The 12,783-nt window shown below is 73.2% G+C and carries 9 protein-coding genes and 1 riboswitch; all 9 genes read right to left on the reverse strand.

From position 1 onward, the window contains the following. Positions 1-10: 10 nt before the first annotated feature. The 9 genes from cobI to ABZ854_RS10315 all read right to left on the reverse strand — a co-directional run bounded on the left by cobI (position 11) and on the right by ABZ854_RS10315 (position 12,780). Positions 11-742, reverse strand: coding sequence for a precorrin-2 C(20)-methyltransferase (gene cobI / locus ABZ854_RS10275; protein ID WP_361207201.1), 732 nt, complete (start codon positions 740-742; stop codon positions 11-13). Beyond that, positions 739-2,181 carry a cobyrinate a,c-diamide synthase gene (locus ABZ854_RS10280; RefSeq protein WP_361207204.1) on the reverse strand — a complete coding sequence of 481 codons (1,443 nt, stop codon included), beginning with the start codon at positions 2,179-2,181 and terminating at the stop codon, positions 739-741. Before ABZ854_RS10280 ends, cobI begins: the two co-directional genes overlap by 4 nt. Then, complete coding sequence (gene cobO / locus ABZ854_RS10285; RefSeq protein WP_361207207.1) at positions 2,175-2,774, reverse strand: cob(I)yrinic acid a,c-diamide adenosyltransferase; 600 nt, start codon at positions 2,772-2,774, stop codon at positions 2,175-2,177. The genes ABZ854_RS10280 and cobO overlap by 7 nt, the downstream gene beginning before the upstream one ends. After that, complete coding sequence (locus ABZ854_RS10290; protein ID WP_361207210.1) at positions 2,774-4,786, reverse strand: putative cobaltochelatase; 2,013 nt, start codon at positions 4,784-4,786, stop codon at positions 2,774-2,776. Before ABZ854_RS10290 ends, cobO begins: the two co-directional genes overlap by 1 nt. Continuing rightward, positions 4,783-8,433 carry a cobaltochelatase subunit CobN gene (cobN, locus tag ABZ854_RS10295; RefSeq protein ID WP_361207213.1) on the reverse strand — a complete coding sequence of 1,217 codons (3,651 nt, stop codon included), beginning with the start codon at positions 8,431-8,433 and terminating at the stop codon, positions 4,783-4,785. The genes ABZ854_RS10290 and cobN overlap by 4 nt, the downstream gene beginning before the upstream one ends. Then, positions 8,430-9,938: a cobyric acid synthase gene (locus ABZ854_RS10300; RefSeq protein WP_361207216.1), complete on the reverse strand. Its 1,509-nt coding sequence runs from the start codon at positions 9,936-9,938 to the stop codon at positions 8,430-8,432. The genes cobN and ABZ854_RS10300 overlap by 4 nt, the downstream gene beginning before the upstream one ends. Continuing rightward, complete coding sequence (locus tag ABZ854_RS10305; RefSeq protein WP_361207219.1) at positions 9,935-10,879, reverse strand: cobalamin biosynthesis protein; 945 nt, start codon at positions 10,877-10,879, stop codon at positions 9,935-9,937. Before ABZ854_RS10305 ends, ABZ854_RS10300 begins: the two co-directional genes overlap by 4 nt. Before the next feature lie 99 nt (positions 10,880-10,978). Continuing rightward, a riboswitch (cobalamin riboswitch) is annotated at positions 10,979-11,121 on the reverse strand. Between the two features lie 137 nt (positions 11,122-11,258). Further along, positions 11,259-11,486 carry a hypothetical protein gene (locus ABZ854_RS10310; RefSeq protein WP_129309836.1) on the reverse strand — a complete coding sequence of 76 codons (228 nt, stop codon included), beginning with the start codon at positions 11,484-11,486 and terminating at the stop codon, positions 11,259-11,261. A 31-nt stretch (positions 11,487-11,517) separates the two neighbouring features. Beyond that, positions 11,518-12,780 (reverse strand): inorganic phosphate transporter, encoded by a 1,263-nt coding sequence (locus ABZ854_RS10315; protein WP_361207223.1) that lies wholly within the window; start codon positions 12,778-12,780, stop codon positions 11,518-11,520. Positions 12,781-12,783 lie beyond the last annotated feature (3 nt).

Here is a 12,783-nt window from a genome sequence, read left to right on the forward strand (position 1 = left end):
CCCGGGACGCTCACAGCTTCCCGCCCCGCCCGCCGTCCCGCCTCGGCGGCGCGATCAGCGTCGACAGGTACGGCAGCGGCGCCCCGTCGAGTTCACCGGCCGGACGCACCGACTCCTCCGGCAGACCCAGCGCCGACCCCCACACGGCGTCGTCGATCCGTCCGGTCTCCCGCAGCGCCTCGGCGACCTCGGCGGCCTGCCGCCCGAACTTGTACGCCACCACCGTGCCCGGGCCGGCCAGCGCCTCCTTCAGCACGGTCGCCCCCGCCGTCACCGGCACCAGCGTCAGCGGCTCGGTCCCCTCGGTCAGCACGGCACCCGACCGCGCGGCCAGGTCCTGCATGGCGGTGATCCCGGGCACGGTCTCCACGACGACGCCGGGCACCACCTCCACGATGGTCTGCGCGAGATAGGTGAACGTCGAGTACACGTTGGGATCGCCGATCGTCGCGAACGCCACCGACCCGCGCTCCCGCAGCAGCTCGGCCACCTTCGCGCCCGCCGCGTCCCAGGCCGCCTCCCGCCGCCCCCGGTCCGTCCGCTCGTTCAGCGCGAACACCACCCGGACGACCTTGTCCCCGGGCACGTAGTGCAGCACGGTCGCCTCGGCCCGCCCGCGCTCACCCGTGTCCATCACGGGGACGACGACGACCTCGGCGGCCCGCAGCGCGTTGACCCCCTTGACGGTCACCAGCTCCGGATCACCGGGACCGACCCCGACTCCGACCAGCCTGCTGCTCATGACGTCCGGCACCTCTCCACGAACCGACGGGCCACACCGGGCGTGGCCGCCCAGTGCGTGTGCAGATAACTCGCGTGCACGCCCTGCTGTACGAAACCCTCGACCCGCCGCACCGGCGAGGTGAGCCCCCAGGCCGGGGCCGCCCCGGCCCCCGGCTCGACCACGGTCCGGTGGAACTCGTGCCCCCGCGTCCGCGCCCCGGCCGCCGCGAGCACACTGTCCCCGACGGCCACGGCGTCCCGGTAGCCCAGGGTCAGCCGTTCCGTCATCCGCGCGGACGCGTCCAGCACCCCGCACATCGGCAGCCCGTCCAGCTCCCGGCACAGATACAACAGCCCCGCACACTCGGCAGCCACGGGCGCCCCGGCCGACGCGAGCCCGGCAACAGCCTTCCGCAACGCTTCATTGGCCGACAGCTCGGAGGCATACACCTCCGGAAACCCACCCCCGATCACCACCCCGGCGGTGTCCTCGGGCAACTCCTCGTCCCTGACCGGATCAAACGTGACCACCTCGGCCCCGGCAGCAGCGAGCAACTCACTGTGCTCGGCATAGGAGAAGGTGAACGCCGGCCCACCGGCAACAGCGACGACGGGCTTTTGCCCGTCAGCCGGCCGTTCGGGCCCACCGGCGGGCGGCTCCAACGACGGCTCCGGCCCCTTGTCACGCTTCTCGACCAACGGTTTCGGGTGGTGGGCGGGCGAGGCGGGGGTCCAGGGGGCGAAGCCCCCTGGTACGGCACCGGCACCCCGGGCAAGCCTCTCCAGCGCCGCCAGGTCACACCCGGCAGCCACCAACTCCGCCATCCGCGCAACAGCCTCCACCGCAGCAGCGCCCCGCTCCGCAACAGGAACAAGCCCCAGATGCCGAGACGGCGTCTCCACAGGCGCGGCCCGCCGCAACACCCCCAGCACCGGCACCCCAGCCGCATCCAAAGCCTCGCGCAGCAGAACCTCATGCCGCGACGACCCCACCTTGTTCAGGATCACGCCCCCGACCCGCACCTCCGGATCCCACGACGCGAACCCATGCACCAACGCCGCCACCGACCGCGACTGCGACGACGCGTCCACGACCAGCACCACCGGTGCCCCCAGCAGCTTGGCCACATGAGCGGTGGACGCCAGCTCCCCCCGCCCGGCCACCCCGTCGTACAGCCCCATCACGCCCTCGACGACGGCGATGTCACACCCCCGCGCCCCGTGCAGGAACAGCGGAGCGACCAGCTCCGGCCCGCACAGGTACGCGTCGAGGTTCCGCCCCACCCGCCCGGTGGCGAGCGCGTGGTACCCGGGGTCGATGTAGTCCGGCCCGACCTTGTGCGGGGACACGGCGAGCCCCCGCGCGGCGAACGCGGCCATCAGCCCCGTGGCGACGGTGGTCTTCCCGCTGCCCGACGAGGGCGCGGCGACGACCAGCCGGGGAACGGCAGTCACCACTCGATGCCCCTCTGGCCCTTCTGGCCCACGTCCATCGGGTGCTTGACCTTGGACATGTCCGTCACCAGATCAGCGAAGTCCACCAGCTTCTCCGGAGCGTTCCGCCCGGTGATCACCACGTGCTGGGTACCGGGCCGGTCCCGCAGCACGGAGATCACCTCGTCGGTGTCCACCCACCCCCAGTGCATCGGGTAGGCGAACTCGTCCAGCACGTAAAGGCGGTACGTCTCGGCGGCCAGGTCCCGCTTGACCTGCTCCCAGCCCTCGCGGGCCTTCTCCTCGTTGTCCATCTGGGCGTCCCGCTGCACCCAGGACCAGCCCTCGCCCATCTTGTGCCAGTCGACCGAGCCGCCCTCGCCGGAGGCGCCCAGCACCCGCAGCGCGTTCTCCTCGCCGACCTTCCACTTCGCCGACTTGACGAACTGGAACACCCCGATCGGCCAGCCCTGGTTCCAGGCCCGCAGCGCGAGCCCGAACGCGGCGGTCGACTTGCCCTTGCCGACGCCCGTGTGCACGACGACCAGCGGCCGGTTGCGGCGCTGGCGGGTCGTCAGTCCGTCGTCCGGTACGACACTCGGCTGTCCCTGCGGCACTATGCGGCCCTCCTGTTGCCCTGAACGTCCTTCACCAGCCCGGCGATCGAGTCCGCCCGCAACTCGTCAAGCGTCACCGCCGTACCGCCCAGCTCACCCGCGAGCTGCCCGGCCAGCCCCAGCCGTACCGGACCCGACTCGCAGTCCACGACCACCGAGGCGACCCCCTCGGCCGCGAACAGCCGAGCCGCCCGCCCGGCCAGCGCGACCGGCTCCGGACCACCCGTGGCCCGTCCGTCCGTCACCACGACCATCAGCACCCGGCGCGCCGGGTCCCGCAGCCGCTCCACGCGCAGCACCTCGTGCGCCTTGAGCAGCCCGGCGGCCAGGGGCGTACGGCCGCCGGTCGGCAGCGACTCCAGCCGCGCGGCGGCGGCGTCGACGGACGAGGTCGGCGGCAGCACGACCTCACCGGCCGACCCCCGGAAGGTCACCAGACCCACCTTGTCCCGCCGCTGGTACGCGTCCAGCAACAGCGACAGCACCGCGCCCTTCACGGCACTCATCCGCCGCCGCGCCGCCATCGACCCGGAGGCGTCCACCACGAACAGCACGAGATTGCCCTCACGGCCCTCACGTGTCGCCTGGCGCAGATCGTCCCGCCGGACCACCAGCCCCGCCCCGGACCGCCCCCGCGCCCGCTGGTGCGGGGCCGCCGCCTGCACGGTCGCCGCCAGGTGCAGCTTGGTCAGCGCACCGCGCGGACGCCGGGCCCCGGTCGTCCGCCCGTGCTCGGTCCGGGCACGGGAGCGCCGCCCGGCCGCCCCCTCGCCGAGACCGGGCACGCTCAGCACCTTCGTGCGGAACGGCTCGGAGGCCCTTACGGGCGACTGCTCCCGCCCACCGGACCCCTGCGGCTCACCGCCCTCGCCGGCCTCCGGCCGGGCAGCGGCGCCACCGTCCTGCTGCGGACCTTCCTCGGGCGCCGGCTGCCCACCGCCCCCGCCCGGGCCGCCCCCGTCGGGACCGCCGTCGGGGTCCGGATCGTCGCCGGGAGACTCCCCGGAGAACTCCTCCAGCGTCTCGTCCAGCTTGTCCTCGTCGAGACCGGGCGCGTCAAAGGGGTTACGGCGCCTGCGGTGCGGCAGCGCCAGCAGCGCCGCCTGACGGACGTCCTCGGCGAGCACGTCCGTCCGCCCGGCCCACGCGGCCAGCGCGGTCGCCGTACGGGCCATCACGATGTCGGCGCGCATACCGTCCACCTCGAAGGCCGCACAGGTCGCCGCGATCTGCCGCAACGCCCCGTCGCCGAGCCGCACCGACGACAGCAACTCCCGTGCCGTCACGATCCGTTGCCGTACGGCGGCCTCCTCCTCGGCCCACCGGGCGGCGAACGCGGCCGGATCGTCGTCGTACGCCAGCCGCCGCCGCACGACCTCCACCCGCTGGTCGGGCTCCCGCGAGGCCCGGACCTCCACGGTCAGCCCGAACCGGTCCAGCAACTGCGGCCGCAGCTCGCCCTCTTCCGGGTTCATGGTCCCGACGAGCAGGAACCGCGCCGCGTGCCGAACGGAGACACCCTCGCGCTCGACGTACGAGGCGCCCATGGCGGCCGCATCCAGCAGCAGGTCGACCAGGTGGTCATGGAGGAGGTTGACCTCGTCGACGTAGAGGATTCCGCGGTGGGCGTCAGCCAGCAGGCCCGGCTCGAACGCCTTCACGCCCTCCGCCAAGGCCCGCTCGATGTCGAGCGCGCCCACCAGCCGGTCCTCCGAAGCACCGACCGGCAGTTCGACCATCCGCGCCGCGCGCGACTCGAACGCCCCCGGCTCGTGCGGCCCGTCCGGGCACCCGGGGTCGGGGGAGCCGGGGTCGCAGGAGAAACGGCACCCGGAGACGACGTCGACCGCCGGGAGCAGCGCCGACAGTGCGCGCACCGCCGTCGACTTGGCGGTGCCCTTCTCGCCGCGCACCAGCACACCGCCCACCGCCGGTGAGACGGCGTTCAGCAGCAGTGCGAGCCGCAGGTCGTCCTGGCCGACGATGGCCGTAAAGGGGAAGGGGGTGGTCACTGGTCGCCCTCCAAGTCGCCTTCCAGCTCCAGATAGGTGGCCCGCAGCCGCTCCAGCGTGTCCGCGTCCGGCTCGGCCCACAGCCCCCGGTCGGCCGCCTCCAGCAGCCGCTCGGTGATCCCGCGCAGCGCCCACGGGTTGGACTGCTTCATGAAGTCCCGGTTCTCCGGGTCGAAGACGTACTCCGCGCTGAGCTTCTCGTACATCCAGTCGTCGACCACGCCCGCCGTGGCGTCGTAGCCGAAGAGGTAGTCCACGGTCGCCGCCATCTCGAAGGCGCCCTTGTAGCCGTGGCGCCGCATCGCCGCCATCCAGCGCGGGTTGACGACCCGGGCCCGGAACACCCGGTGCGTCTCCTCGCCCAGCGTCCGCGTCTTCACCTGGTCCGGCACGGCCGAATCACCCACGTAGGCCTCGGGGTTGGCGCCGGTCAGGTGACGGACCATGGCGACCATGCCGCCGTGGTACTGGAAGTAGTCGTCGGCGTCCACGAGGTCGTGCTCGCGGGTGTCGACGTTCTTCGCGGCCACCGCGATGCGCCGGAACGCCGTCTCCATGTCCCCGCGCGCCGCCCGCCCGTCGAGCCCGCGCCCGTACGCGTAGCCGCCCCACACCGCGTACACCTCGGCGAGGTCGGCGTCGGAGCGCCAGTTGCGGGCGTCGATCAGCGGCAGCAGGCCCGCTCCGTACGCGCCCGGCTTGGAGCCGAAGATGCGGGAGGTGGCCCGGCGCCGGTCGCCGTGCCCGGCGGTGTCCTCGTCGGCGTGCGCCTTCACGAAGTTCCGCGAGGCGGGTTCGTCCAGCTCGGCGACCGCCCGTACCGCCTCGTCGATCAGGCCCACCACGTGCGGGAACGCGTCCCGGAAGAAGCCGGAGATGCGGACCGTGACGTCGATGCGCGGCCGGCCCAGCTCGGCGAGCGGGACCACCTCGAAGCCGGTCACCCGGCGCGAGGCGTCGTCCCAGACCGGGCGGCAGCCCAGCAGGGCCAGGATCTCGGCGATGTCGTCGCCCTGGGTGCGCATCGCGGACGTGCCCCACACCGTCAGCCCGACGGACTTCGGGTACTCCCCGGTGTCGGCCAGATACCGCTGGACCAGGGAGTCCGCGAGCGACTGGCCGACCTCCCAGCTGAGCCTCGACGGGATCGCCTTGGGGTCGACGGAGTAGAAGTTCCGGCCGGTCGGCAGCACGTTGACCAGGCCCCGGGTCGGCGAACCCGAGGGACCGGCCGGCACGTAACCGCCGTTCAGGGCCCGCAGGATGTGCCCGATCTCGTCCGTGGTGCGGGCGAGGCGCGGTACGACCTCGTCGCAGGCGAACTCCAGCACCGCGACCGCGTCCGGCAGTTCGGTGCCGAGCACGTCCCGCAGCAGGGCCGGTACGGCCGCTCGATCCCAGGCCCGCTCCTCCATGCCCCCGGCGAGCCGCCGGCACAGCTGCTCCAGCAGGTCGATCGTGTCGGCGGCCGTACGGGCAGGCCCGTCGACCAGGTCCGTCAGCTCCACCGGCACCTTCACCGGCGCGCCCGGCTCGGCCAGCAGCTCCTTCTCCACCAGGCCGAAGTACGCGGCCAGGGAGGCCCGGAGGCCCGGGAGGGCGTTGGCCCGGCCGCCCCACACCTGCGCGGCGCGCAGCACGGCCAGCACCAGATTCACGCGCGGCTCGCCGACCGGTCCGCCGCCGAGGATGTGCAGGCCGTCGCGGATCTGGACGTCCTTGATCTCACACAGGTAGCCGTCGATGTGCATGACGAACGAGTCGAAGTCGTCGTCGCCCGGCTGCTCGTCGACATGCAGGTCGTGGTGCAGCTCGGCCGCCTTCACCAGCGTCCAGATCTGCGCCCGCACAGCCGGTGCCTTCGTCGGGTCGAGGTCGCTCACCAGGGCGTACTCGTCGAGGAGTTGCTCCAGTTTGGCGAGGTCGCCGTAGGTGTCGGCGCGGGCCATCGGCGGGACGAGGTGGTCGACGACCGTGGCGTGCCCGCGCCGCTTGGCCTGGGTGCCCTCGCCGGGGTCGTTGACGATGAACGGGTAGATGAGAGGGAGGTCGCCGAGCACGGCGTCCGGGGCGCAGCCGCCCGACAGCCCGAGCCCCTTGCCGGGCAGCCACTCCATCGTGCCGTGCTTGCCCATGTGCACGATCGCGTCCGCGCCGAAGCTGTTGTCGAGCCAGCGGTAGGCGGCCATGTAGTGGTGGGAGGGAGGCATGTCGGGGTCGTGGTAGATCGCGATCGGGTTCTCCCCGAAGCCGCGCGGTGGCTGGATCATCACGACGACGTTCCCGAACTGGAGGGAGGCCAGCACGATGTCGTCGCCGTCGACGTACAGCGAGCCCGGCGGCTCGCCCCACGCCTCGGTCATCGCGTCCCGCAGCTCCGGGTCGAGCTGCTCGAACCAGGCCCGGTAGTCGGCCAGCGGCACCCGCGCGGGCGCGGCGGCCAACTGGTCCTCGGTCAGCCATTCGACGTCGTGTCCGCCGGCTTCGATGAGGCGGTGGATCAACTCGTCGCCGCCGGAGGGGTATTCGGTGAGCGAGTAGCCGGACTCGCGCAGGGCGTTAAGCACCCGGACCGCCGAGGCGGGAGTGTCCAGGCCGACCGCGTTGCCGACCCGGGAGTGCTTCGTCGGGTAGGCGGTGAAGACGAGGGCGATCTTCTTCTCGGCGTTCGGCTTGTGCTTCAGCCGGGCGTGCCGGACGGCGATCCCGGCGACGCGGGCCGCCCGCTCGGGGTCGGCGACGTACACGGGCACGTCGTCCGGGCCCTGCTCCTTGAAGGAGAACGGGACCGTGATCAGCCGTCCGTCGAACTCCGGGATCGCGACCTGCATCGCCGCGTCCATGGGGGAGAGGGCGGCGTCGGACGCGTCCCAGGCGTCGCGCGAGGAGGTGAGACACAGCCCCTGCAGCACGGGGATGTCCAGGTCCGCGAGCGCCCCGATGTCCCAGGACCCCTCGTCGCCGCCGGCCGAGGCCTGCGAGGCGTGGGTGCCGCCGGCGGCGAGCACGGTGGCGACCAGGGCGTCGGCCCGGCCCAGCAGCTCGTACAGCCCGGCGTCCGCGCCGCGCAGCGAACCGCAGTACACGGGCAGGGCGTGGGCGCCCTGCGCCTCGATCGCCTCGCACAGCGTGTCGACGAAGCCGGTGTTGCCGCTCAGCTCGTGCGCCCGGTAGAAGAGCACGCCGACCGTCGGGCGCCCCTCCCGCACGGCGTACGAGCCGTGGAGGCCGTACTCCGGCATCTTGTGGGGCTCCTCGAAGCCCTCGCCGGTCAGCAGCACGGTGTCCGACAGGAACCGGGACAGCTCCAGCAGGTTCGCCGGGCCGCCCTCCACCAGGTACCTCAGCGCCTCGGCGACGACACCGGCCGGCACGGAAGACTCGGCCATCAGCTCGGCGTCCGGGACCGTTTCGCCGCCCAGCAGCACGGTCGGGATGCCGGCCGCCTTCAGCGCGGCCAGCCCGTCCTCCCAGGCCCGCTTGCCGCCGAGCAGCCGTACGACCGCTAGGTCCGCGCCCTCGATCAGCGCCGGCAGTTCGCCGGTGACGTCGACGCGGGTCGGATTGCCGATCCGGTAGCCGGCGCCGGAGGCCCGGGCCGCCAGCAGATCGGTGTCGGCGGTCGACAACAACAACACTGTGCTCATGCGGGCGCTCCCGGTGGGATGAAGGGCAGTCCTTGCGGCGCGCCCGACTCGATGAGCCGCCAGAGCGCGTCCGTGTCCGCGTGCTGTTCGATCAGGTCGCCGAGCCGGTCGAGCTGCTCCTCGCGCAGCGCGGCGAACGAGGTGTCCGGCGCGGGCACGAAGCGGCGGCCCGCGGCGGCCGCCACCTCCCGCAGGAAGGCCCGCCGGAAGCCGTCCGACTCCAGCGAGCCGTGCCAGTGCGTGCCCCAGGTCTGGCCGACCCGGCAGCCGTCCAAGAAGGGGTCACCGCCGGTCACTTCGGCGATCCCGTGGTGGATCTCGTAGCCCTCGACCCGCTCGCCGAGGGCCTCGCCCACCGGCCGGGTCAGGGTCTTCTCGCGGGCGAACCGCACCCGCACGGGCAGCACACCGAGCCCGGCGACCTCGCCCGCCCGGGACTCGACGTCGTCCTCGATGTGCTCGCCGAGCACCTGGAAGCCGCCGCAGATCCCGAGGACCGGACGCCCCTCGGCGGCCCGTCGGACGAGCGTGTCCGCGAGTCCCCGCTCGCGCAGCCACTCCAGCGCCCGCACGGTCCCGCGCGTGCCCGGGACCACCACCAGGTCGGCGTCGGCCAGTTCCTCGGGCCGGTCCACGAACCGGACGACGACGCCGGGTTCTGCGGCGAGGGCGTCGACGTCGGTGAAGTTGGACATCAGCGGGACCGCGCAGACGGCGACCCGCAGCACGTCCTCGCCGACCGGCGGGGCGACGTTCGACTCCCGGACCGTGCCGCGCAGGGACACGCGCAGCCCGTCCTCCTCGTCGATGCCGAGGCCGTGCCGGTACGGGAGGACGCCGTAGGTGCGCCGCCCGGTGAGCCCGTGCAGCATGTCCAGGCCCGGCTCGAGCAGGCTGACGTCGCCGCGGAACTTGTTCACCAGGAAACCGGCGACCAGTTCCTGGTCCTCGGGGGAGAGCAGGGCCACGGTGCCGAAGAAGGAGGCGAAGACGCCGCCCCGGTCGATGTCGCCGACGACGAGGACGGGGAGCCGCGCGCCGCGCGCGATGCCCATGTTGACGATGTCGGTCCGCCGCAGATTGATCTCGGCCGGGCTGCCCGCCCCCTCACAGATCACCGCGTCATACGTGCCCCGCAACTCGGCCAGGCAGTCCAGCACGGTGCCGAGCAACTGCTGCTGCCTGCCCCCGTGGTAGCCGCGGGCGCTCAGCTCGCCGACCGGCTTGCCGAGCAGCACCACCTGGCTGCTGCGCTCCCCGCCGGGCTTCAGCAGGACGGGGTTCATCAGCGCGGTCGGCTCGACACGGCACGCCTGGGCCTGCATGGCCTGGGCCCGCCCGATCTCCGCGCCCTCGCGGGTCACGAACGAGTTGAGGGACATGTTCTGCCCCTTGAACGGCGCGACTTTCACGCCCTGGCGGACCAGCCACCGGCAGATCCCGGCCGTCACGACGCTCTTGCCGGCGTCGGAGGTGGTGCCGGCGACGAGGAGACCCCCGCTCACTTCCCACGTCCCTTCAGGAGGAGGCGCCCGGCGACGGTCACGCCGAGCGCGAGGAGGCCGACCCGGCGGGAGAGCCGTACGGCCCGGTCGACGTCGGTGACACGGACCGCGCGTCCGGCGTCGCCGTTCAGCACGGGGCGGTGCTCGACCCGGCCGCCGTAGGAGAGGGTGCCGCCCAGCCGCACGCCGAGGGCGCCCGCGAACGAGGCTTCGACGGGCCCGGCGTTGGGGCTCGGATGCCGGCGCGCGTCCGCCCGCCAGGCGCGTGCGGCACCGCGCGGATCGGGTCCGGCGAGCGTGGCGAGTACGGCGGTCAGGCGTGCCCCCGGCCAGCCGGCGAGGTCGTCGAGGCGGGCGGAGGCCCAGCCGAAGCGGCGGAAGCGGGGGGACTTGTGACCGACCATCGCGTCCAGCGTGTTGACGGCCCGGAAGCCGAGCAGGCCCGGCACTCCGCCGACCGCTCCCCACACCAGGGCGCCCACGACCGCGTCCGAGGTGTTCTCGGCGACCGACTCGACCACGGCCCGCGCGATCCCGTCGGCGTCCAGGGCCTGCGGGTCCCGGCCGCACAGGTGCGGCAGCCGCGCGCGGGCCGCCTCCACGTCATCCGACTCCAGGGCGCGGCCGATCGTCCGCGCCTCCCGGGCGAGCGACGTGCCGCCGACCACCGCCCAGGTTGCGGCCGCGGTCAGGGCCGCGGAGGCGGCGGGGGAGCGGCGTACGGCGTGTGTGGCGAGCGCCCCGAGGGCGACGGCGCCTCCGGCGCACACGGCGGTGTGCAGCGCGCCCCAGCCCCGGTGGTCGTGCCACAACGCGCTCTCCACGGCCGCGGCCGTCCGTCCGAACACGGCGACCGGGTGCCCGCGGCGCGGGTCGCCGAGGAGCAGGTCACCGAGGAGGCCGGCGGCGGCGCCGTACGCGTAACTGCGATCGGCACCCATCGGCTCAGCCGGCCGCGGGCACGGCGAAGGGCCGGTGAAGAATCCTCGTTCGGCAGCCGAGCATGGCGGTATGTCCTCACTCAGGGTGTCCGCGCCCTGGGTTGACGAGACCGGCGGTGAGAGTTCCTGGCTCCCGGGGATTGCTACCCCGGTGACAGTGGCGGGACCGCGCCGGATTCACACCGGCTTCCTCTGCTGCCGCCGTACATGGCCCGGGCAGTCCACCACGCCCCCGGAACGGCCGTCAACTTGCCGTTGACCTGCGGGGGGAGAGTGTGCCGATCCCCACACCGGCGGTGTGTCTCCTCGGACATGCGAAAGGCCCCACCCCGGTGCATGCGGCCGGGTGGGGCCTTCCAGACGGTCGGTCAGGACCTGGTCAGGACTTGCCGACGATCAGGTAGAGGCCGTACGCCACCGCCGCCGCGCAGGCCGCGAAGCAGACGTAGGCGCCGGTCACGGCGAGCGCGGCGGAGTTGCCCTCGGCCGCGGCCCGCTCGCGGCGGGCCAGGCCGGTGACGCCGAGGGTGAACAGGGTCACCAGTCCCACGGTGACCACGAGGCTGACGCCGAAGACGGATCCGATGGCCGCCCAGTCGATCTTCATGTCGTTTCCTTGGTTGTCCGGAATGACCGGGTCAGACGGCGGCGGCCGGCGGCACCGCCGGAGCGACGACCGGTGCGGAGGTCTCGGCGGGGGCCGGGATCGTGGCCGTCAGGTCGGCGGGGACCGGGCCCACCGGGGGCGGGGTCACCATGGCGATGGCGGTGGTCACCACGCCGGCCGGCTCCTCGGCGGCGTCGACATCGTTGACGTTGGAGCTGTCGACGACCTCGCGGCGGGACCGCTTCCAGATCGCGGCGCTGGAGGCGACCAGGAACACGACGACGGCACCGGTGCCCCAGTCCCCGAGGTCCGTCACGGACTCGGCGAGCGCCCCGACCAGTGCGGCGGCCGGCAGGGTCAGCACCCAGGCGACGACCATGCGGGTCGCCGTGGACCAGCGGACCACACCGCCCTTGCGGCCGAGGCCCGCGCCCATCACCGAGCCGGAGACGACGTGCGTGGTGGAGAGGGAGAAGCCGAGGTGGGAGGAGGCCAGGATGGCCGTGGCCGCGCTGGTCTGGGCGGCGAAGCCCTGCTGCGGCTGCAGTTCGGTGAGGCCCTTGCCCATGGTGCGGATGATCCGCCAGCCGCCGATGTAGGTGCCGAGCGCGATCGCCATGCCGGCGGACAGGATCACCCAGGTGGGAGGGTTGGAACCGGGGGCGAGGGCACCGCCCGCGACGAGCGCGAGGGTGATGATGCCCATCGTCTTCTGCGCGTCGTTCGTGCCGTGGGCGAGGGAGACCAGGCCGGCGGAGGCGATCTGGCCCGCGCGGTAGCCCTTGCGGGTGGCCTCGCCGCCGGCGTTCCCGCCGACGCCGTAGGAGAGCCGGGTGGCGAGCATCGCCGCGATGCCGGCCACGACCGGCGCGGCGACCGCGGGGAGCAGCACCTTGGTGACGAGCACGTCACCGTGGACGGCACCGAAGCCCGCGGAGGCGACGGTGGCGCCGACCAGGCCGCCCATCAGGGCGTGGGAGGAGCTGGAGGGGAGACCCACCAGCCAGGTCACCAGGTTCCAGAGGATCGCGCCGACCAGGGCGGCGAAGATGACCTCGGGACGGATGCCGTTCTCATCGACGAGACCCTTGGAGATCGTGTTGGCGACCTCCACGGAGAGGAAAGCGCCTACAAGGTTCAGTGCGGCGGACATGCCGACCGCGACCTTGGGCTTGAGGGCACCGGTCGAGATGGTGGTGGCCATCGCGTTGGCGGTGTCGTGGAAACCGTTCGTGAAATCGAACGCAAGTGCGGTTACGACCACAATCGCGAGGATCAGCGAGAAGCTTTCCATTTA

It is taken from the genome of Streptomyces sp. NPDC047028, assembly GCF_040644095.1.
Taxonomy (GTDB): Bacteria; Actinomycetota; Actinomycetes; order Streptomycetales; family Streptomycetaceae; genus Streptomyces.